The following is a 23,032-nucleotide window of genomic DNA, read 5'->3' as shown; positions in this document are numbered from 1 at the left end:
ATGCCTAAGATTATAATTTTACCGAATGAAGAACATTGTCCAGAAGGCGCTATTTTAGAAGCGCAATCAGGCGAAACTATCCTAGATGTTGCATTGCGCAATGGTATCGAAATTGAGCATGCGTGTGAAAAATCTTGTGCATGTACGACCTGTCATGTTGTCGTTCGCGAAGGGTTTGATTCTCTAAAAGAGAGTGATGAACTTGAAGATGATATGCTTGATAAGGCGTGGGGACTTGAACCTGAATCTCGTTTAAGTTGTCAGGCTCGAGTAGCGGATGAAGATTTAGTGGTTGATATTCCACGTTATACCGTCAATCTTGCTTCTGAAGCCCAATAATTGATGATTAAGATAGGTCGCCATGATGGTGGCCTATTTTTTTAACTGTTGATTAGGGGGACGGCTATTTATACCAATCACAATACGTCTCTGAGCTAATGTTTTTTAAAGATGACCACGTAATTAATGGAATTGATATTGATTAAATGTGGTTAAATTAAGTATGGTAAAGTTAATAGATTGTTTTTATTCGATAAATAAGGGTTTATTATGAGTCTACAATGGATTGATTCACGTGATATTGCTATTGAGCTGATTGAATTATACCCAGAGATAGATCCGACCCAAGTACGGTTTACTGATTTAAGGGATTGGATCGTGGCACTGGATGAATTTGATGATGATGTTGACCATTGTAATGAGAAAATTTTAGAAGCCGTACAGATGTGCTGGATTGACGAACAATAATTGGAACCACGAAAAGCCTGTTTTATTGTTGCCTCGCAAGGGGGATGGGCATAGTCTTATTGGTTATAAAAATAGTATAACAATGACGCAGTAATCAGCTTTATTTAATTGCTTGGCTGTGTGGTATTTATCAAGGAGCTTATCAATGTCTACCATAATGTCTGTGAGTCTTTCTCATCAAGCGGCAGGGTCGCAATGGGGAACAAATGCATTAATTAGTTTTGGTGCAGAAGGCAGTGTGATTCATGTGTCGACCCATGATCTTTTGGGCGATATTCAACGTGCTGGTCGTCGGTTTGATGCGCAAGGCATTAAAGCGGTTAACTTAATCGGCATGGCATGGGGCTTAGACGCAATTTGGGCGTTTCTGCAGGGGTATCGTAATCCAAAGACTGATAATTCGGTGACTTGGGAGCCATTAAATAAAGCGGATGAAGCCGAATTACAGGCACGAATTAAAACGATTAACTGGGTGTGCGATATTATCAATCAACCCGCAGATGTGGTTGCGCCATCACAACTGGCAGCGCGTGCTGGTGAGTTTATTAAGTCATTAGCCCCTGAGCACGTTACTTACAAAATTGTTAAAGGTAACGACTTATTAGATGAAGGTTGGAATGGTATTCATGCTGTCGGTCGTGGTTCTGATCACCGTCCAGCGATGTTACGTTTAGATTACAATCCAACGGGTGATGCTGATGCACCTGTTTTTGCGTGTGTTGTTGGTAAAGGCATTACCTTTGACTCCGGTGGCTATAGCATTAAGCCATCAGCAGGTATGGCATCAATGAAAGCTGATATGGGTGGCGCAGCATTAGCAACAGGTGGTCTAGCATTAGCAATGGCACGTGGGCTTAATAAGCGAATTAAATTAGTTTTATGTTGTGCTGAAAACATGATTTCAGGCCGTGCATTAAAATTAGGCGATATCATTAAATATAAAAATGGTAAAACCGTTGAAGTGTTAAATACTGATGCCGAAGGACGATTAGTACTGGCTGATGGTTTGATGTATGCCAATAGTCAACACCCTGAGTTAATTATTGATTGCGCGACATTAACGGGCTCTGCCAAAATGGCGTTAGGTAATGACTACCATGCACTATTAAGTTTTGATCAGGCTCTATCTCGTCAAGCATTAGCAGCAGCAGAACAAGAAGGTGAAGGTATGTGGCCATTACCTTTAGCTGAAATTCACCGTAAAATGCTGCCGTCAAACTTTGCTGATCTGGCCAACATTTCCAGTGGGGATTTTATGCCTGGAGCCAGTACCGCAGCAGCATTTTTATCGTATTTTGTGAATGATTACCAGCAAGGCTGGATGCATATTGATGCCAGTGGTACTTACCGTAAGAGCGGTAATGATCAATGGGCAGCTGGCGCAACCGGTATGGGTGTTAAAACCTTAGCGCGTATTTTAGCGCAATAATAACAGTTAAAAAATAAAGCCTTCTTAATGATTTTGTTTCTAGTTGAAATCGTTTAAGAGGGCTTTTTTTATATTTAAATTACGCTAAATAAAAAATATAGACTATAAATAAAACAAGAGGTTATCAATAATGTTGACAGTAAATTTATCAAAAGAGCCCGCACGCGCTCCTTGGGGTATTAATGCCTTAATCAGTTACCAAACTGACAGTGTCACTGTGCATTATGGTGATGCATTTGGTTTGCGTCGTATTCAACAAGCGGGCCGACAAATTCAAACACAAGGGGTTGAAGCGGTAAGTTTGAGTGGTGACGGTTGGAATTATGAGCGTCAATGGGCTTTTTATTGTGGTTTTGCCGCTACCATGGATACGGTTGCCATTAAATGGGCATCGATTGATGAAGATGAGCTTGAATTGTTAAATGTACGTCGGCATAGCCATGATTGGGCGCGGAAAATCATTAATACAGGTCCTGATAGCATTTATCCACAAAAATTAGCCCAAGCAGCGGTGCAGTTTTTATCTGAGATAGGTGGCGATCATATCAGTGCCCAAATGATTATTGGTGATGAATTATTAGCTGATGGTTGGATTGGTATTCACAGCGTCGGCCGAGGTAGCCAACATCCACCAGTATTGCTGAGCGTTGATTATAATCCTAGTGCTGATCCTGATGCGCCTATCAGTGCGTGTTTAGTCGGGAAAGGGATCACCTTTGATTCAGGCGGTTACAGTTTAAAACCCAGTGCAGGCATGGTTAGTATGAAGTGCGATATGGGGGGCGCTGCAACAGTTACTGCTGCATTAGGGTATGCCATTGCACAAGGTTTAACGCAGCGGGTCAAACTTATTCTTTGTTGTGCTGAAAATATGGTGTCAGGCGATGCTTATAAACTTGGCGATGTGTTAACGTATAGCAATGGGGTATCGGTTGAAATTGTAAATACCGATGCTGAAGGGCGGCTGGTACTTGCTGATGGCTTATTAATGGCGTCTGCAACTAAAGCGCCGTTAATTATTGATGCTGCAACATTAACCGGTGCCGCAATGATGGCTGTTGGTAGTGATTACAATGCCATTTTTGGGTTTGATAAAGCATTATTAACCCGTGCTCAACAATTATCAGAGCTAGTGAATGAACCTGCATGGCCATTGCCTCTTGAAAAATGGCATCAAGGCTACTGTCCTTCTGCATTTGCAGATACCGCCAATAGCCGCGTTCAAAAAGGTGGCGGTATGGGGGGGGCATCAAATGCAGCTGGATTTTTATCACGCTTTGTTGATACAGATAATTGCAGTTGGATTCATTTTGATTTGGCTGCATGTTATCGTGATAGTGCCGATCCACGTTGGGCAGTCGGTGCGACGGGCTTAGGTATTGCAAATATTGCAGGATTGCTATTGTAAGTTAACAATAGTTATTCGTGGCGATGAAGTGCGACTAAGTAAATGGACGGCAACTAGACTCAAAAGGAAATTATAATAATGACAATAGAAAAAACGTTTTCAATCGTAAAGCCGGATGCTGTTAAACGAAATTTAATTGGCGCTATTTATCAACGTTTCGAAAATGCAGGCTTAAAAATTGTTGCTGCTAAAATGTTACAGCTAACTAAAACTCAAGCTCAAGGGTTTTATGCTGAACATGAAGGCAAACCTTTCTATGATGAATTAGTTGATTTTATGACTTCAGGCCCGGTGATGGTACAAGTGCTTGAAGGGGAAAATGCAATTGTTCGTTATCGAGAATTGATGGGTAAAACGAACCCACAAGAAGCAGCATGTGGCACTATTCGTGCTGATTTTGCACTTAGCTTACGTTACAACTCGGTTCATGGTTCAGATAGTCCACTATCAGCCGAACGTGAGATCAGCTACTTTTTTGCCGCTGATGAGTTATGTCCACGTAGTGAGTAATGATTAGTTGCTGAAAAAATAAGCAAAACCAAATACTAAAGGGAGGCTAAGGCTTCCCTTTATTATTTTAAGCATCAAGATTGTTATCACCGCAAAAATAACCATACATTGAACGGGTGGAAACCCGCGCCTAAAGGCTGTACAATTTCGCGCCTTAAACCCTGGTAACTACGATGAGGCTGCCATTTGCAGATCTCCGAGTTATAAAGGCGCAGCAATAGTCATTTTTAGTGAGGCACCAACCGATGACAACTGTCAAAATTAATCTGCTGGATTTCGATCGCAAAGGTCTGCGTAAATACTTTGCCGAAGAGCTAAATGAAAAGCCATTCCGAGCAGATCAGATAATGAAATGGATTTATCATTTCGGTTGTGATGACTTTGATCAAATGAACAATATCAACAAAAAGTTGCGTGAAAAATTGCAGCGTGTTGCTGAAATTCGTGCACCTGAAGTCTCTAATGCACAATACTCAAATGATGGCACCATCAAATGGGCAATGCGTGTTGGCGATCAAGACGTAGAAACGGTTTATATCCCTGATGAAGATCGTGCAACTTTGTGTGTTTCTTCTCAAGTAGGCTGTGCATTAGAATGTAAATTCTGTTCGACAGGCCAACAAGGTTTTAACCGTAATTTACGTGTTTCTGAAATTATTGGTCAAGTGTGGCGTGCAGCGAAAGAAATTGGCATTCAAAAAGAAACCGGTCGCCGTCCTATTACTAATATCGTAATGATGGGTATGGGTGAGCCACTGCTGAATATGAAAAACTTAATTCCAGCATTAGAAATTATGCTTGATGATTTAGGTTTTGGTTTATCTAAGCGTCGCGTTACTGTTTCAACGTCTGGTGTTGTATCGGGCCTAGAGCAAATGATCGGTACTATCGACGTTGCACTGGCTATTTCACTGCATGCGCCGACGGATGAATTACGTTCACAAATCATGCCGATTAATGATCGCTGGAATATTGAAGCCTTCCTAGACGCAGTTCGTCGTTATGTTGATTCAACCAATGCGAACCGTGGCCGTGTAACAATTGAATACGTGTTACTTGATCATGTTAATGATGATATGGAACATGCACGTCAATTAGGACGTTTATTAAAAGACACACCAGCTAAAATTAACCTGATTCCATTTAATCCATACCCTGGTTCACCGTATAAAAAACCTAGTAATTCACGTATAGATCGCTTTATGAAAACTCTAATGGAGTATGATTACACTGTAACTGTACGTAAAACACGTGGTGACGATATTGATGCCGCTTGTGGCCAGTTGGTTGGTGATGTTATCGACCGCACTAAACGTACTCAAGCGAAGCAATCAATGGGTGAGTCTATTGCAGTTAAAACCCTTTAAATTAGCTTAGCTATTATAACCACTTCGCGGTTTAACACGGATGTTAAGGTGAGTAAAAATGATACAATGGATGAAGTATCCATTATTTTCTTGTTTGCTGTTGGCCGGATGTGCCACTGTGACAGTAGAAGATAGCGCAGAACAATTTAATGCCATTGATGCTGCTGAAGCGCGAATGACATTAGGGTTAAACTATTTAAAAGTAGGTCAATGGCAACGTGCACGTGAAAATTTAGAACAAGCGTTAAATTATGCGCCTGACTATTATCGTGTGCAAAATGCCATGGCCTATTACTACCAAAAGGTTGGTGAGAAAGAATCGGCCGAAAAAATGTATAAAAAAGCATTAAGAGACTCACCTCGAAATGGTGATGTACTTAATAATTATGGGGCCTTTTTGTGTAGCGAAGGGCGTTATGATGAAGCGATTAATACATTTGTTAAAGCCATTAATCAACCTTACTATTACCTTATTTCAGCAAGTTATGAAAACGCAGGTTTATGTAGCCGTAAACAAGGCGATGACGAACAAGCGATAGATTATTTTGAAAAAGCACTTTCACATGATCCATATCGTCCAAAATCAATATTGCAACTGGCGCAGTTAGAATTAGAGGCTAATAATTATAAAGATGCTCGCGTACGGTTGTTTAAATTTAATAAGCGATACGGATATACAGCAAATAGTTTGTTGTTGCTCATTCAGTTAGAAAACCAAGATGGACGGTTAACTTTGGTCAATAAATACGCTAACTTATTAAAAGAACAATTTCCTAATTCTCAGCAATATCAGAATTATCTAGCCAATGAATACTGAAAATAACGATTCGCCACAACCAGAAAATGCGGCTCTTCGCCCTGGTGATATGCTTCGCCAAGCTCGTGAGCAACTGGGTTATTCGCAACTAGATATCGCTAATCGCTTACGATTACGCTTATCGGTGATTAATGATATTGAAAGTAACTGTTTTGACAGTGAAAAAATATCAACATTTACTCGAGGGTATGTGAGGTCGTATGCAAAGTATGTGGGGCTAGATGACGTTGCTGTTGTCGCTTTATTGGATGATTACGGTCACTCCAAACCTAAAGCACAAGAAATGCAAAGTTTCTCACGCCGCACTAACCGTGAAGCGCATGATAGCCGTATAATGGGACTAACGTGGATCCTTGCGGTTATTTTTGTTGGTGTGACCGCTGTGTGGTGGTGGCAAAATAGCCATTTAGATCGAGATACAACGCCAGTCGTTGATGTTGCTCATGTTGATAAGGTAACCCCTGCAACAGAGACAACCACTACGGCTGCGGTAGTTACATCTTCCGCTATTGATACATCGACCGCAACGGTAACTGATGGTACGCCATCAACGGCTTCTGCTGCTATTACCACACCGGTTAATCCAGATGCCGTATCAACGCCAGCAGTGATTACCGATGTTGCTACAATAGCGGCGAAGCCTGTTGCTGCAACCACAGCAACAGTCGCTGAAACAACAGAACCTGAAGTAGTAACTCCAGCGGTGACAACCGAGGTTGAAGCTGCACCTGCATTACAATTGGCGTTTGCTGCAGATTGTTGGGTTGATATTCGTGACGCTAATGGTAAACGTCTCGAAAGTGGTATTAAGACCGCAGGTCAAACACTTGATATTAATGGTAAGGCACCATTTCGCGTTCGACTTGGTGCACCGAGTGCCGTTAAAATAGAACTTAAAGGGCAACCTTTCGATCTTAGTCGTTATCCGGCAGGTCGACCTATAACGTTAACGTTGCCGCAGTAATAGAGAATGATAAGACATGCATAACGAATCACCCATTATACGTCGCCAATCAAGCCGAATTTATGTCGGCAATGTACCTATTGGCGATGGCGCTCCAATTGCCGTTCAATCAATGACTAACACTCTTACCACCGATGTTGATGCAACGGTGGCTCAAATTCGTGCATTGGAAAAAGTAGGGGCTGATATTGTACGTGTTTCTGTACCGACAATGGATGCTGCTGAAGCGTTTAAGTTGATTAAGCAACAAGTAAATGTTCCATTAGTTGCTGATATTCATTTTGATTACCGCATTGCATTAAAAGTCGCGGAATATGGCGTTGACTGTTTACGTATTAACCCCGGCAATATTGGTCGTGAAGATCGTATTCGCGCGGTGGTTGAATGTGCGCGTGATAAAAACATTCCGATTCGAATCGGGGTTAATGGCGGTTCGTTAGAAAAAGAAATTCAACAAAAATACGGTGAGCCAACCCCCGCTGCATTGGTTGAATCAGCGCTGCGTCATGTTGAAATTTTAGACCGTCTGAATTTTGATCAATTCAAAGTTAGTGTTAAAGCTTCAGATGTGTTTTTAGCGGTTGAGTCTTACCGCCAGTTGGCAAAACAAATTGTACAGCCATTGCATTTAGGTATCACAGAGGCGGGCGGTGCGCGCGCTGGATCAGTGAAATCTGCGGTTGGTCTAGGCATGTTACTTGCTGAAGGTATTGGTGATACGTTACGTATCTCATTGGCGGCAGATCCTGTTGAAGAGATCAAAGTGGGTTTTGATATTCTAAAATCATTACGCATTCGTTCGCGCGGTATTAATTTTATCGCGTGTCCAACCTGTTCTCGTCAAGAGTTTGATGTCATTGCGACGGTTAATGCATTAGAGCAACGTCTAGAAGACATTATTACACCGATGGATGTTTCTATTATTGGTTGTGTAGTGAATGGCCCAGGTGAAGCAGAAGCTTCTCACTTAGGTATTGCTGGTGGTAACCGTAAGAGTGCTTTCTATGAAGATGGTATTCGTCAAAAAGAGCGCTTTGATAACGACAACGTTATTGATCAGCTTGAGGCGAAAATCCGCGCAAAAGCCTCAATGTTAAACCTAAACAATCGTATTGATATTAAGCAATAAGATAAAATAGCAAAAACCATGCTGTTATTGTGACAGTGTGGTTCACTATTTCTGCAATAAATTATATATTCGATTTAAATCCCCATCGAAAACTGAGAATAATCGTGGCGAAACAAATTCAAGCAATTCGAGGCATGAACGATTGCCTTCCAACACAAACTCCACTTTGGCAAAAAGTCGAAGGCACAGTTAAACAAGTGATCAGTGCATATGGTTACAATGAAATTCGTATGCCAATTGTTGAGTCGACACATTTGTTTAAACGTGCGATCGGTGAAGTCACTGATGTTGTTGAAAAAGAAATGTACACTTTTGAAGATCGTAATGGCGATAGTTTAACATTACGCCCAGAAGGTACAGCCAGCTGTGTACGTGCAGGTGTTGAAAATGGTTTGCTTTACAATCAAGAACAGCGCTTATGGTACATGGGCCCAATGTTCCGTCATGAGCGTCCACAAAAAGGCCGTTACCGTCAATTCCACCAAGTTGGTGTAGAAGTATTTGGTATTGATGGTCCTGATGTTGATGCTGAACTTATCATGATGACAGCACGTTTATGGCGTGAACTTGGTATTAATGACCATGTTCGTCTAGAGTTAAACTCTATTGGTTCACTGCAAGCGCGTGCAGATTACCGTGTTGCACTGATTGCGTTCCTTGAACAGCATATGGACGTGTTAGACGAAGATGCTAAGCGTCGCATGTACACCAATCCATTGCGTGTTTTAGATACTAAGAACCCTGCGATTCAAGAAATTCTTGTTGATGCACCAATGCTTTCTGCGTACCTAGATCCAGAATCACAGCAACATTTTACTGGATTATGTGAACTATTAGACGCTGCTGGCATCAAATATCAAGTAAATGAACGCCTTGTACGTGGTTTAGATTATTATAACCGTACTGTATTTGAGTGGATCACTGATAGCTTAGGTGCACAAGGTACAGTATGTGGTGGTGGTCGTTATGACGGTCTAGTTGAACAACTAGGTGGTAAAGCAACCTCATCAGTTGGTTTTGCTATGGGACTTGAACGCCTAGTATTACTGATGGAAGCATTAGAGCAAGACGATGTTCGTCGTTCGGTTGATGTTTACATGGTAACGGCTGGAGAAGGTACTTTAGCAGCAGGTATGATGCTTGCAGAAAAATTACGTGATCAATTACCTCAGTTACGCATTATGTCTAACTTTGGTGGTGGTAATTTTAAAAAGCAATTTAAACGCGCTGATAACGTAGGTGCAGCAATTGCATTGGTTCTTGGTGAAAATGAAATGGCAGAAAACACCGTTGTGGTTAAAGATCTTCATGGCGGTGAACAAACAACCATGGCACAGGATGAGGTTGCCGCGAAGCTGGCAGCACTGATTTAAGAGAGGACAGGAAGTGAACGACTACGCCACAGAAGAACAACAGGTTGAAGCGATAAAATCGTGGTGGCAAGAGAACGGCAAAGCCGTTGTTCTAGGCGCCGTGATTGGTTTAGGTGGTCTATTAGGTTGGCGTTACTACCAGTCTGAAGTCCATGCTGCGAAACATTTAGCATCAGACTCCTATACTCAAGTAGTTACAGCTCTCGACAATAATAGTAAAACTGCTGTTACTGAAGCGCAAACGTTCATCGAAGCTAACAAAGACAGTCAATATGCTGTTCTTGCTGCATTACAATTAGCGAAAGTTCAAGTTGAAAATAATCATCTTGACGGTGCGATTGAACAACTTAATTGGGTGATCAGTAACACTAAAGATAACGCTATTTTACCGTTAGCAGTAACACGTCTTGCACGTATTTACGCAGAACAGCAGAAATTCACTGAAGCGTTAGCTGAACTGAAAAAAGTAACGATTCCAAGCTGGAATGAAAATATTGCAGAATTACGCGGTGATATCTTACTGCAAAAAGGCGATATTCAAGCAGCTCGTGACGCATATATAGAAGCTCAGCAAGATGGTTCATCACCAGCATTGCAAATGAAGCTTAATGACTTAGCTCAATAAGGCGAACATAATGCATAAGGTGTTAAAACGCGCTTTAGCCGTAGCAATTGCTGTGAGCGTATTATCTGGTTGTGCGAGCGAAGTTGATTCTATTCACATGGCACCATTGCCTAAAGTAGACAATACTTTTACGCCTAAAACAGATTGGAGTCGTAGTGTTGGTGACGGTGTTTCTGGTTACTATTCAAAGCTAACGCCCGCTGTTGGTCAAGGTAAAGTCTTTGTTGCTGATCGTGATGGTTTAGTTGAAGCTCTAGATTCTAGCAACGGCAAAGTGCTATGGAAAAATGATTTAGAGAAAGAGACTAGCGTTAAAATTTCTGGAGGCTTAGTTTTAGCAGAAGGAAAAATCTTTATCGGTACTGAAAATGCTGACGTAATAGCATTAGATGCTGCAACAGGTAAAGAAGTTTGGCGTGCTAAAGTCGCTGGTGAAGTGTTATCACAACCTTTAGTTGATAGTGGTATTGTTGTTGTTAACACCAGTAGTGGTGTGCTTGAAGCGCTTAATGCTGATACAGGTAAGAGCAAATGGCAAATCAATAATGAGATTCCAACGTTAACATTACGTGGTACAAGTTCTCCAGTTGCGATCTCTGGTGGTGTTTTCTGGGGGCTATCAAATGGCCGTTTAGAAGGTGCGATCTTAAATGATGGCCGTGTGCTATGGCAGCAAACCATTTCAACCCCTAAAGGTTCAACTGAAATTGATCGTTTAGTTGATGTGGATGCCGCTCCTGTAATTTCAGGCGATCGTTTATATGCTATCGGCTATAATGGATCATTAGTATCGATCGATCTTCGTAGTGGTCAAATTGCGTGGAAACGTAATTATTCATCAGCAACAAATTTTGTGGTTGATGGAAACGAGTTGTTCTTAGTAACAGCTAAAGATCATATCGTCGCAGTTGATGCCCGTAGTGGTACTGAGCTATGGCAAAACAAAGATCTTCAATACCGCCAACTAAGTGCACCTGCTGTTATTGATGGCTATTTAGTGACGGGTGATGCTGAAGGATATCTACATTGGTTAGATACTCAATCAGGTGAATTTGTTTCACAAGAATCTGTTGATGGTAGTGGTATTGCGGTTCCACCCGTTGCACTTGATGACAATGGCTTCATTGTTGTTACCCGTGATGGTGAAATCAACAAAATGCAAATATCGAAATAAGTCGGTATACTGTCGCTAGATTAATTTGTCGGCTCCAGCTGTCTTATGCAGTTGGAGCCGTTGTTGTTATATCCGTTGTGTATATTATTGTCGGATGAAGATAAGTAAATATGCTTATTTGAGGCAAGAATGAACGGTAAAATGTCAATTAAGACTATGAAAAGTAAGAGGTAGTTATGATTCCTGTTGTTGCCCTTGTCGGGCGCCCAAACGTGGGTAAATCGACGTTGTTCAATCGTCTTACCCGCACGAGGGATGCACTAGTTGCAGACTTTCCTGGTTTAACTAGGGATCGTAAATACGGTAGAGCTGAGCTAGAAGAGCACGAATTTATTGTTATTGATACCGGCGGTATTGATGGCACAGAGGAAGGTGTTGAAACCAAAATGGCTGAACAGTCATTAGCGGCAATCGAAGAAGCAGACGTTGTCCTGTTCCTTGTTGATGGTCGTGCGGGATTAACTTCTGCTGATGAAGCAATTGCAAAACACCTTCGCAGCCGTGAAAAGCCAACATTTTTAGTGGTTAACAAAGTTGACGGTATTGATCCTGATACTGCTTGTGCTGAGTTTTGGCGCTTGGGCGTTGATGCGATGTTCCAAATTGCAGCAACTCAAAACCGCGGTGTAACGGCATTGATGGAGCGTGCGTTAGCACCATTCTCTGATAAGTTAAATGCAGAGTTAGCGGCTGAAAATGGTGAAGATGGCGAACTAACGCTTGAAGACTTAACTTCAGTTGAAGACATCGAGAAAGCAAACCTTTCTGAAGAAGATGCTGAAGCTGCGTACAAACGTCTACAAGAACAACCAATTAAGATGGCTATCATTGGTCGTCCTAATGTGGGTAAATCAACGTTAACTAACCGTATTCTTGGTGAAGAACGTGTTGTTGTTTACGATATGCCGGGAACAACACGTGACTCTATTTACATTCCAATGGAACGTGATGGTCAAGAATACGTATTGATTGATACCGCAGGTGTTCGTCGTCGTAAGAATATGAGCATGGCTGTTGAGAAGTTTTCTGTTATTCAAACATTGAAAGCTATCGAAGATGCTAACGTTGTATTGTTAGTCATTGATGCGCGTGAAAATATTTCAGATCAGGATTTAAGCCTACTTGGTTTTGTTCTGAACTCAGGTCGTTCATTAGTGATTGCAGTTAATAAGTGGGATGGTTTAGATAACGACGTTAAAGAGCGTGTTAAATCTGAACTTGATCGTCGTCTTGGTTTTGTTGACTTTGCACGTATTCACTTTATTTCTGCACTACACGGTACTGGTGTTGGTCACTTATATGAATCAGTTATTGAAGCATATAAGTCAGCAACTAAGCGTATTAGTACATCACTGCTAACCCGTATTATGCAAATGGCGCAAGATGATCACCAGCCACCAATGATTCGTGGCCGTCGTGTGAAACTAAAATATGCCCATGCTGGTGGTTACAACCCACCGATTATTGTTATTCACGGTAACCAAGTAAATGACCTTCCTGGTTCTTACAAACGTTACTTGATGAACTACTACCGTAAGTCATTAGAAATGATGGGTACACCTATTCGAATTCAATTCCAGAATAGTGAAAACCCATTTGAAACAACAAAGCAGAAGTTGACTGTTTCTCAAGAACGTCAACGTAAGCGCTTAACGAGTGCTTTACACGATCGCAGAAAGTAATATTAGCGATTAAGTGTGTTGTCTCTAAATGTGAAAGCCCAACCATAGTGTTGGGCTTTTTTATAAGGAAAATATCATGGCAGCTGTTACACCAATGATTGCGACACCAATAATGATCAATCCAACCACCGTTTTTTTTACACAAAATAGATGGCAAATAACTACGACAGTTGTTTGTTCTATTGTTACTGAAAATAGCGGCACATGGATTGTTACTGAACAAACACCCTTTCATCCTGTGAGTCATATTTGGCCAGATCATCCCGCAGATCGTGGTGACTTAGTGTTTCAAACCGAGCAATACACGGTGATCGACTGTGTAGTAGGCGCGATAGAAATAGCGACTCAGCAACTGTACATTGCCGCTGATATTCCTGTTAAGCGTGATACTGATGGCTGGGTATTTGTTGTGGTGCACCATATAGCATCAGCAGTAACTCTGTGTGTTGGTGAAGAAGTAACACTGGTGGTTGATAAAGCATATCAACAGAGTTTGAGTCGTGGTCACAGTGGTGGTCATTTATCATCATTAGCATTAAATAAGGTATTACATACTGATTTTTGGCGGAAAGATCCGAGTCGGCGTGATGAACTTGGGTATTATGATTTTCATAGTTATGCACAAGAAAAGAGTATTGTCAGTGAAAATTGCAGCACCGATCATTATCGCTTAGGTAAGACCTTGCGTAAAAGAGGCCTAAATAGCGCAGAGATGGTGGCGAACTTAGCTGAAATAACATTGCGTATGAATCAGCAGCTTGCACAATGGCTGCAATTAGCGACGCCGATAGTAATGCGTCGCGAAGGTGATGCTTTAACCGATTCGCGTTATTGGCAATGTGATCTTGGCGATGAGGGGATAATTGAAATTCCCTGCGGTGGAACACATGCAACTTCTTTAGCAGAATATCACGCGCTAACGGTAAAGTTTGAGATTATCTCTGAGCAAGAAATTGTCATGATAACGACCGCCACCGTCGCGTAAATAAGATGGCATTATTATTTATAAATCGTCTGCGGACGATTTTTTTATATCTGTAATTGTCTATTTTTTATAATGTTAGTGGGATTTTTTATACTGGTGACTATTATTGAATAAGAATAAATCGGCATTATTGAAATGTATAGCATGGCAAATATGGTCAATATTTATTCTTTTTTAAGTATGATCTTAATTTATTAAATATTAGATCTATGGGGTTTAAAGCAGAAGCCTTAGAGTTTTATTCTGTTTGAAATCCATATGCAGAATATGTAACTTATGCTTTCGGGATGTGTATTGATAAATATTCTTTTAGTAGCTGATCGCTGATCAGATTTAATAAACACAATGATCACCCATAAGGGTGATGATCATCTCGGGGATCATGACGGTATATTCACCATTGATAAATCGAATCAAAGGATGAAATATAGTTAGGGGTGTGCCTAAGATTTAAAGAATGGTGTTTAAATTTAGTAGCATCTTAGTCAATAATTTTGCATGCTAGAATAAATTCATTTAGGAGTAAAAGAGAGTGATTAAAAATACTTGTCCACAATGTGAGAGTGAATTAAGTTGGAAAGATCAGGGATATTTTTGTGATTATTGCCAACAAAAAGTGACTAAAACTGCATTTTGTCCTGATTGTTCTGAACAATTAGAAAAATTACAAGCGTGTGGCTCTGCGAGTTATTTTTGTAATTATTGTAATGAGTTAAAATCAAAATCACGAGTAAAGGTCGTATTTAATAAAGCGGAAGATTAATCTTTTAACGCTATCATGCCGCAATAAAAGAGTGCTATTGCGGCATTGAAGAGTGATGGGGGCGAGAATTAATGACTATTAACGGTGGTATGGATTTTACCGTCTGTAACCGTCGTAATCAGTTGATCCCCTGCTTTAACCTGATCACAGCGACGAATAAGCTCCCCTTTATCATCACGTGTAATTGAATAACCACGGCTAAGCGTTGCCAGTGGACTGACCGTATCTAATTTTTCTGCTGCTAAGACTAATTTATGATTAGCATTTAATAATTGTCGATCCATTGCATCCAATAAACGTCGCTTAGTGTTAACGAGTGTTGTGGTGTGATGCTGCAGTTGTTGCTGCGGTGAATAAAGTGATAATTTATATTGGTTCTGAGTAATACGTTGTTGCTGTATTTGTATTTTTTTCAGCATTATCTGCTGAAGTCTACGACTGATCTCATCCAAATGCTGTTGTTGTTGGTTTAAACGTAGTTGTGGATGTTGGCGATCTAAACGATGTTTTAATTGATTTACATGCTGCTTTTTATCTGCAACATAAAACTGAATCGCATGGCGTAGTTGTTGTTGTTTCTGAGCAATTTTATCGGTTTGTGCAGAGCTATCACGACTGATTAATTCTGCCGCAGCTGAGGGGGTAGGTGCACGCATATCTGCGACAAAATCAGCAATAGTGACATCGACTTCATGACCAACGGCACTGACGATCGGAATCTGACTTGCTGCAATTGTTCGTGCAACAATTTCTTCATTAAATGCCCATAAATCTTCTAATGAACCACCCCCACGGCTAACAATTAAAATATCACATTCTTGGCGTGAATTTGCTCGCCCAATCGCTTGAGCTATTGATATGGCTGCGCCATCACCTTGCACCATAGTTGGATAAATAACCACAGCTAAGCTTGGATCTCGACGTTTTAATACGTGCAGAATATCGTGAAGAGCCGCACCTGTTTTAGAGGTAATAACACCGACACGTTGTGGTTGTTGTGGCAATGGTTTTTTTAATGATTGAGCAAATAAACCTTCAGCAGCAAGGCTCATTTTGAGTTGTTCAAATTGCTGTTGTAAACGGCCATCACCTTCAGGCTGCATACTTTCAATAATCAACTGATAGTCACCACGAGGCTCATAAATGGATAGGCGCGCTTTAACTAATACTTGATTACCATTGCCAGGCTTAAAGGTGACATGGCGATTATTACCTTTGAACATCGCACATTTAACTTGGGCACGAGAATCTTTAAGGGTGAAATACCAATGGCCAGAAACCGGCATTGAAAAATTCGACAATTCACCGACGAGCCATACTATCCCCATTTCATTTTCAAGGATTAGACGGACTTGCGCATTGAGACTAGAAACGGTGTAGATACGATCGTTGGATTGGCTTTGAGAAGCGAATAGAGTCACGAAGGAAGCACCTGCTAACGAATGAATGGCGGCAGGCGGTCAGAAAACTATCAAATAGAACGAAAAACGCCTAGGCAGATCAATGGACAGATCTTGGCCGTATTTCGTCGACCGCATCACCGGATAGTTAACCGAAATATACTACACAGCAAATGTTTTTTGTCAATTAAAAAATAAAAAATAAAACTAGCCAAACGATTGCTTCATACGTATAATCCGTTCGCAATATTTTAATCTTCTTTGTAAACCTTTAAATTGGTGTGAGATATTGCATGTTACGAATTAAAAAAGAAGCGTTGACGTTTGATGATGTATTATTAGTTCCTGCTCATTCTACAGTCCTACCTAACACTGCCGATCTGCGCACCCGTCTCACGAAAGAGATTGCTCTTAACATTCCTATGCTATCAGCATCTATGGACACAGTGACTGAAGGTCGCCTAGCTATTGCTCTCGCTCAAGAGGGTGGTATTGGTTTTATCCACAAGAATATGTCAATCGAACAACAAGCGGCTGAAGTTCGCATGGTGAAAAAGTTCGAAGCTGGCGTTGTTGCAGAGCCTGTTACCGTTAAACCAAATAACACTATTGCAGATGTTAAGCGTTTAACGGAAGAAAATGGTTTCGCAGGTTACCCTGTGGTTACAGATAACAACGAATTGATCGGTATTATTACTGGTCGTGACGTTCGTTTTGTTACCGACCTTTCAATTAAAGTTGAAGAAGTAATGACTTCAAAAGAGAAGCTAGCCTCTGCTAAAGAAGGTGCATCTCGTGAAGAAGTTGAAGCTATCATGCAAAAGTACCGTGTTGAAAAAGTACTGCTTGTTGATGATAACTTCCGCCTAAAAGGCATGATTACAGCGAAAGACTTCCAAAAAGCAGAACGTAAACCTAATGCATGTAAAGATGCGCGCGGTAGTTTACGTGTTGGTGCTGCTGTTGGTGCTGGTGCGGGTAATGAAGAACGTGTTGCTGCATTAGTTGAAGCTGGCGTTGACGTATTACTTATCGATTCATCTCACGGTCACTCAGAAGGCGTTTTACAACGTATTCGTGAAACACGTGCAGCTTTCCCGAACTTGCCTATTGTGGGTGGTAACGTTGCAACTGCTGAAGGTGCTCGCGCACTGATTGATGCAGGTGTAAGTGCGGTTAAAGTGGGCATCGGCCCTGGTTCAATCTGTACTACTCGTATCGTTACTGGTGTGGGTGTTCCACAAATTACTGCGATTTCAGAAGCTGCATCAGTGGCTGATCAATACGGTATTCCAGTTATTGCGGATGGCGGTATTCGTTACTCTGGTGATTTATGTAAAGCCATCGCTGCGGGTGCGTCATGTGTAATGGTTGGCTCAATGTTCGCGGGTACTGAAGAAGCACCAGGTGAAGTTGAACTGTACCAAGGCCGTTCATACAAATCATACCGTGGTATGGGTTCACTAGGCGCAATGTCAAAGGGCTCTTCTGACCGTTACTTCCAATCAGATAACGCAGCTGACAAACTTGTACCAGAAGGTATTGAAGGTCGTGTGGCTTACAAAGGTTTGATGAAGGAAATTGTGCATCAACAAATGGGTGGTTTACGTTCAAGCATGGGCTTAACTGGCTCTGCAACAATTGAAGATTTACGCACTAAAGCTGAATTTGTACGTATTTCAGGTGCCGGCATGAAAGAGTCACACGTACATGATGTGACGATTACAAAAGAAGCTCCTAACTACCGTATGGCTTAATTATTAAGCAGTCAGTCTTCATTGAACGAAAACGATTGCCTAAGTTGTGAAGTTAGATAAAATCGGGGCTAAATATAGCCCCCAATACATTCAATTTTTGAGATAGCTCTATAATGACCACTACCGCAAATATTCATGACCAACGTATTCTTATTTTGGATTTTGGTTCGCAATACACTCAGTTAATTGCCCGTCGTATCCGTGAAATCGGCGTTTACTGTGAACTTTGGAGCTGGGATGTTGATGAAGCTGATATCCGTGATTTCAATCCAAACGGTATTATTCTTTCTGGTGGTCCTGAAAGCGTAACTGAAGCGGGTTCTCCTCGCGCACCACAGTATGTATTTGAAGCGGGTGTTCCGGTGTTTGGTGTATGTTACGGCATGCAGACCATGGCAGAACAACTGGGTGGTAAAGTTGCCGGTTCTGATGAGCGTGAATTTGGTTATGCGCAAGTTAAAATTGTTGAGCAGACTGCTTTCTTAAAAGATATTCAAGATGCTGTTGCTGCTGATGGTACACCATTACTTGATGTATGGATGAGCCACGGTGACAAAGTTGTCGAAATTCCAGCGGATTTCATTAAAGTCGCTGAAACAGATACCTGTCCATTTGCTGCAATGGCAAATGAAGATAAGCGTTTCTACGGAGTGCAATTTCACCCTGAAGTAACGCATACCCGTCAAGGCATGAAGTTAATTGAAAACTTTGTAATGAATGTGTGTGGCTGTGAAAAGCTATGGACTTCAGCCAATATTATTGAAGATGCGATTGCACGAATCAAAGAACAAGTGGGTGACGATGAAGTTATCCTTGGTCTTTCTGGTGGTGTTGATTCATCAGTGGTTGCGATGCTTATTCACCGTGCAATTGGCGATAAGCTAACATGTGTATTTGTTGATAATGGTTTACTTCGTCTTAACGAAGGTCAGCAAGTCATGGACATGTTTGGTGATAAATTTGGCCTAAACATTATTCATGTTAAAGCAGAAGATCGTTTCTTAACGGCATTAGCAGGTGTTGATGAGCCAGAGGCAAAACGTAAGATCATCGGCCATGTGTTTGTTGATATCTTTGATGAAGAATCAAAGAAACTGAAAAATGCTAAGTGGTTAGCACAAGGTACTATTTACCCTGATGTTATCGAATCAGCAGCGTCTAAAACGGGTAAAGCACATGTGATTAAATCACACCATAATGTTGGCGGTTTGCCTGATGATATGGAAATGGGCTTAGTTGAACCATTACGTGAATTATTTAAAGATGAAGTACGTAAGATCGGTCTAGAACTTGGCTTACCTTATAACATGCTATATCGCCACCCATTCCCTGGACCGGGTTTAGGTGTACGTGTATTGGGCGAAGTGAAGAAAGAGTACTGTGACTTACTACGTCGTGCTGATGCAATCTTTATTGAAGAGCTACATAACGCTGATCTTTACAATAAAGTATCACAAGCATTTACTGTGTTCTTACCTGTACGCTCTGTAGGCGTGATGGGCGATGGCCGTAAGTATGATTGGGTTGTATCGCTACGTGCGGTAGAAACTATCGACTTTATGACCGCGCATTGGGCCCACTTACCTTACGATTTCTTAGGTAAAGTATCAAACCGTATCATCAATGAAGTTAATGGCATTTCACGTGTTGTTTACGATATTTCTGGTAAGCCACCAGCCACGATTGAGTGGGAATAATTACGGGCTTATTAGCACGAATTGAATAATAAAAAGCACCTACGGGTGCTTTTTTTATTGCTGTAATTTAAGGCGATTGAAGGGCAAAAGCTAACAGTGGTTGTTTATTTTTGTGTATCAGCAAAAGGAGAGTAGCCCTAATAAGGGGGTAGGTAAGGGGAAGATAAATCATAAATTCCCATAAATGTTGCAGATATGTTTTTTTATTGTTTTTAGTAAGTTTCGTATTAATGATTGGTTACAATATGTTGTGGTATATGAGTGTTATAAATAGGTCTATAACACTGTTTGTTGTGGTAATTTCATTACAATCGTTCAGCGAATATTCAGAATTTATTTGGGCGAAAAACACAATGAGATCGACTACATGTAAGTAGATCCAAACAGCAAACATAACCAGCATAAGGACATGGCATAACCATGAACGAAAAAACACTGAAGCAAGCACCACCTCCATCGACGAGTGCGATGGACAAGTTTTTAAATGGTATTGAGCGCGCAGGTAATAAAATTCCTGATCCCGCTTTACTGTTCTTTTGGGGTTTAGTCACCGTTTGGATTCTTTCGGCTGTTTTATCACAGTTTGATTTCGGTCTTGTGCACCCAGTTACTAAAGATGTGGTACAAGTGAATAACTTGCTAACGGGCGATGCCATGGCAAGCTTCTTGGCTAATATGGTGAAAAACTTCACCGGTTTTGCACCATTGGGTATTGTACTTGTTGCTATGTTAGGTGTTGGTGTTGCTGAAGCGTCTGGCTTTATCAATACAGGCCTGAAAAAGATGTTAAATGTCACCCCAGCTAAGCTACTTACGCCAATGCTGATTTTAGTGGCTATTGTATCGCATACTGCGGCTGATGCAGGTTATGTGTTGGTTATTCCTCTTGGTGGTATTATCTTCCACGCTGCGGGTCGTCACCCTCTAGCCGGTATTGCGGCTGCGTTTGCGGGTGTTTCTGGTGGTTTCTCTGCTAACTTTATTCCTTCTGGTATCGACCCATTATTAGCGGGCTTCACCCAAGAAGCAGCGCGCATCATGGACCCAACTTACATTGTTAACCCGTTAGCAAACCTAATGTTCACTGGTTTATCATCATTTGTTATTGTGGGTATTGGCTGGTATATCACTGATAAAGTGATTGAGCCTCGTTTACAAAAAACAGCAATTGATACTGATGCAGAAGAAGCACCAGATATGGGCTCTTTTACACCATTAGAAAGCAAAGCATTCTCATACGCTGGCTGGACAATGGTCGTTGGTATTGTGCTATTAGTTGCTGCTGTATGGCCTGAAACATCACCATTGCGTTCACCATCCGGTGAAGTGGCAGCCTTTAATGCGCCAGTAATGCAATCTATCGTACCGTTGATTTTTATTCTGTTTGTTATTCCGGGTATTATTTACGGTAAAGTTGCGGGCACATTTAAGCAAAGCGGTGATGTAATTAAAGCAATGTCGACCACAATGGCGGGCATGGCTGGCTTTATGGTGATGGTGTTCTTTATTGCTCAATTCTTAGTTGCGTTTACTCAGTCAAACTTAGGTACGCTATTAGCTCTTTCTGGTGCACAGTTATTGCAACAAATGAACCTTCCTGGACAAGTAACTATCATTGGTATGATTCTACTAACAGCAAGTGTTAACTTGTTAGTGGGTTCTGCGTCTGCTAAGTGGGCATTGATTGGTCCTATCATGGTACCAATGCTAATGGCGGTAGGTATTTCACCTGAGCTTACTCAAGCGGCTTACCGTGTTGGCGACTCTGTATCTAACATTATTTCGCCAATGATGGTGTTCTTCCCATTAGTGGTTGTTTACATGCAGCGTTATGTTAAGAGCTCAGGTATTGGTACATTAGCGTCAATGATGATGCCGTACTCAATTGCAATGCTAATTGGTTGGACTATTTTCTTGTTAGTATTCTGGACGCTAGGTATTCCTCTAGGTGTTCAAGCGCCTTACACTTACAGCATGTAATTAATAGACTGTAATAACGGTAATTAGCTTTAATATAGTTAGTATTAATACAGCGTTATCGTCAAACAATAAAAAGCCTCGAACAGTTAGACTGGCCGAGGCTTTTTTGTGTCTTATTAAACCCTGTCTGCAAAAAAGGAGTTTAATAAAGTTAGCGGTTATTTATTGAAGTTTTCAACGTGGAAACGCAGATGCTCATCAATAAATGACGCCATAAAGTAGTAGCTGTGGTCATAACCATCTTGCATACGAACTTCAACTGGGTAGCTATTGGTTTCTGCTGCCGCAATCAGGGTTTCAGTTCGAAGTTGACCGTCATTGTAGAAGTTATCGTGCGTACCTTGATCAACTAACATTGGTAATTTGATCTCAGCAATACGCATCAATTCACTTGCATCATATTGCTTCCAGTTTTGAGTATTTGTTCCCAAGTAACCGGTAAATGCTTTTTGGCCCCAAGCGCAATTCATTGGATTAACAATAGGGCTAAATGCAGATGCAGAGCTATAACGCTTCGGATTACGCAAGGCGATCATGAGTGCACCATGTCCACCCATTGAGTGACCACTGATTGCACGCTGCTCAGTGACAGGGAAGTGTGCTTCAATCAATGTTGGCAGTTCATTTACGATGTAATCATACATATGGTAATGACGATTCCACGGCGCTTCTGTGGCATTAACATAGAAACCAGCACCTAGACCAAAATCATAAGCACCTTGTGGATCGTCGGCAACGCCTTCGCCACGTGGGCTAGTATCAGGGGCTACAATCGCAACGCCTAATTCTGCCGCCATGCGTTGTGCACCTGCTTTTTGCATAAAGTTTTCATCAGTACATGTTAGACCTGATAACCAGTAAATAACCGGTACTTTTTGCCCTGCGGCACATTGCGGAGGCAGGTAAATAGCAAAACGCATATCACAATTAAGAACTTCTGAGCGGTGAGTATATTGCTTATGCCAGCCGCCAGCACTTTTGTTACAGCTAATATTTTCTAAAGGCATTGGATTTGGTCTCTTGTTAAAGCTGCGCAGAGTGTAGGGACTCTGCGCATTTTTTATGGCGTTATTATAGTAATGCTGAGGTATAAAAAGCTTACTTATCGAAGTGAATAACCGTACGGATACTCTTACCTTCATGTAGTAGGTCAAATGACTTGTTGATGTCGTCTAGGCCCATGTTAAATGAGATGAAATCATCAAGTTTGAATTCACCCGCCATG

Annotated in this window: 20 protein-coding genes and 1 pseudogene; 18 read left to right on the top strand and 3 right to left on the bottom strand. The window is 41.3% G+C overall.

The genetic code is table 11. From position 1 onward, the window contains the following. The 15 genes from fdx (at position 1) to CZ809_RS17870 (ending at position 14,973) form a co-directional block, all read left to right on the top strand. Positions 1-339, top strand: a complete 339-nt coding sequence (gene fdx / locus CZ809_RS17940; RefSeq protein WP_080158914.1) for an ISC system 2Fe-2S type ferredoxin — start codon at positions 1-3, stop codon at positions 337-339. Positions 340-549: 210 nt separating this feature from the next. Then, on the top strand, positions 550-747 hold the full coding sequence (gene iscX, locus CZ809_RS17935; protein ID WP_080158913.1) for a Fe-S cluster assembly protein IscX: 198 nt from the start codon (positions 550-552) through the stop codon (positions 745-747). 145 nt (positions 748-892) lie between these two features. Next, positions 893-2,176 (top strand): aminopeptidase PepB, encoded by a 1,284-nt coding sequence (gene pepB, locus CZ809_RS17930; protein ID WP_080158912.1) that lies wholly within the window; start codon positions 893-895, stop codon positions 2,174-2,176. Between the two features lie 130 nt (positions 2,177-2,306). After that, positions 2,307-3,584, top strand: a complete 1,278-nt coding sequence (pepB, locus tag CZ809_RS17925) for an aminopeptidase PepB (protein WP_080158911.1) — start codon at positions 2,307-2,309, stop codon at positions 3,582-3,584. A gap of 78 nt (positions 3,585-3,662) precedes the next feature. Further along, complete coding sequence (ndk, locus tag CZ809_RS17920; protein ID WP_080158910.1) at positions 3,663-4,094, top strand: nucleoside-diphosphate kinase; 432 nt, start codon at positions 3,663-3,665, stop codon at positions 4,092-4,094. 245 nt (positions 4,095-4,339) lie between these two features. Beyond that, complete coding sequence (gene rlmN, locus CZ809_RS17915) at positions 4,340-5,461, top strand: dual-specificity RNA methyltransferase RlmN (RefSeq protein ID WP_080158909.1); 1,122 nt, start codon at positions 4,340-4,342, stop codon at positions 5,459-5,461. A gap of 58 nt (positions 5,462-5,519) precedes the next feature. Then, complete coding sequence (pilW, locus tag CZ809_RS17910) at positions 5,520-6,278, top strand: type IV pilus biogenesis/stability protein PilW (protein ID WP_080158908.1); 759 nt, start codon at positions 5,520-5,522, stop codon at positions 6,276-6,278. Continuing rightward, on the top strand, positions 6,268-7,242 hold the full coding sequence (rodZ, locus tag CZ809_RS17905) for a cytoskeleton protein RodZ (protein WP_080158907.1): 975 nt from the start codon (positions 6,268-6,270) through the stop codon (positions 7,240-7,242). Before pilW ends, rodZ begins: the two co-directional genes overlap by 11 nt. Before the next feature lie 16 nt (positions 7,243-7,258). After that, positions 7,259-8,371 (top strand): flavodoxin-dependent (E)-4-hydroxy-3-methylbut-2-enyl-diphosphate synthase, encoded by a 1,113-nt coding sequence (gene ispG, locus CZ809_RS17900; protein WP_080158906.1) that lies wholly within the window; start codon positions 7,259-7,261, stop codon positions 8,369-8,371. A gap of 104 nt (positions 8,372-8,475) precedes the next feature. Continuing rightward, on the top strand, positions 8,476-9,744 hold the full coding sequence (gene hisS, locus CZ809_RS17895; RefSeq protein ID WP_080158905.1) for a histidine--tRNA ligase: 1,269 nt from the start codon (positions 8,476-8,478) through the stop codon (positions 9,742-9,744). A gap of 13 nt (positions 9,745-9,757) precedes the next feature. Next, a complete protein-coding gene (locus CZ809_RS17890; protein WP_080158904.1) occupies positions 9,758-10,369 on the top strand; it encodes a YfgM family protein in 612 nt (203 codons plus the stop codon). Positions 10,370-10,379: 10 nt separating this feature from the next. Further along, a complete protein-coding gene (gene bamB, locus CZ809_RS17885) occupies positions 10,380-11,543 on the top strand; it encodes an outer membrane protein assembly factor BamB (RefSeq protein ID WP_080158903.1) in 1,164 nt (387 codons plus the stop codon). Between the two features lie 176 nt (positions 11,544-11,719). Continuing rightward, positions 11,720-13,225: a ribosome biogenesis GTPase Der gene (gene der, locus CZ809_RS17880; RefSeq protein WP_080158902.1), complete on the top strand. Its 1,506-nt coding sequence runs from the start codon at positions 11,720-11,722 to the stop codon at positions 13,223-13,225. Between the two features lie 76 nt (positions 13,226-13,301). Continuing rightward, complete coding sequence (locus CZ809_RS17875) at positions 13,302-14,210, top strand: alanyl-tRNA editing protein (RefSeq protein ID WP_162841610.1); 909 nt, start codon at positions 13,302-13,304, stop codon at positions 14,208-14,210. 532 nt (positions 14,211-14,742) lie between these two features. After that, a complete protein-coding gene (locus CZ809_RS17870; protein ID WP_080158901.1) occupies positions 14,743-14,973 on the top strand; it encodes a zinc ribbon domain-containing protein in 231 nt (76 codons plus the stop codon). A 68-nt stretch (positions 14,974-15,041) separates the two neighbouring features. Here CZ809_RS17870 and xseA read toward each other — a convergent pair whose 3' ends face one another. Further along, positions 15,042-16,394, bottom strand: a complete 1,353-nt coding sequence (xseA, locus tag CZ809_RS17865; protein ID WP_080158900.1) for an exodeoxyribonuclease VII large subunit — start codon at positions 16,392-16,394, stop codon at positions 15,042-15,044. A 272-nt stretch (positions 16,395-16,666) separates the two neighbouring features. On the opposite strand from xseA, the gene guaB reads away from it, so the two are divergent. The 3 genes from guaB to CZ809_RS17850 all read left to right on the top strand — a co-directional run bounded on the left by guaB (position 16,667) and on the right by CZ809_RS17850 (position 21,807). Next, positions 16,667-18,130 carry an IMP dehydrogenase gene (gene guaB / locus CZ809_RS17860; protein WP_080158899.1) on the top strand — a complete coding sequence of 488 codons (1,464 nt, stop codon included), beginning with the start codon at positions 16,667-16,669 and terminating at the stop codon, positions 18,128-18,130. Positions 18,131-18,243: 113 nt separating this feature from the next. Beyond that, on the top strand, positions 18,244-19,827 hold the full coding sequence (guaA, locus tag CZ809_RS17855) for a glutamine-hydrolyzing GMP synthase (protein ID WP_080158898.1): 1,584 nt from the start codon (positions 18,244-18,246) through the stop codon (positions 19,825-19,827). A gap of 420 nt (positions 19,828-20,247) precedes the next feature. Continuing rightward, positions 20,248-21,807 (top strand): AbgT family transporter, encoded by a 1,560-nt coding sequence (locus CZ809_RS17850; protein WP_080158897.1) that lies wholly within the window; start codon positions 20,248-20,250, stop codon positions 21,805-21,807. Positions 21,808-21,965: 158 nt separating this feature from the next. Here CZ809_RS17850 and fghA read toward each other — a convergent pair whose 3' ends face one another. Together fghA and CZ809_RS21045 are read right to left on the bottom strand one after the other, a co-directional pair. Then, a complete protein-coding gene (gene fghA / locus CZ809_RS17845) occupies positions 21,966-22,814 on the bottom strand; it encodes an S-formylglutathione hydrolase (protein ID WP_080158896.1) in 849 nt (282 codons plus the stop codon). Positions 22,815-22,905: 91 nt separating this feature from the next. Beyond that, positions 22,906-23,032: pseudogene (locus CZ809_RS21045) on the bottom strand (S-(hydroxymethyl)glutathione dehydrogenase); the annotation flags it as partial.

This window comes from Photobacterium piscicola (genome assembly GCF_900166965.1).
Classification (GTDB): domain Bacteria; phylum Pseudomonadota; class Gammaproteobacteria; order Enterobacterales; family Vibrionaceae; genus Photobacterium; species Photobacterium piscicola.
Note: the sequence above shows the minus strand (reverse complement) of the source record. Positions and strands in the feature narration are given on the sequence as shown.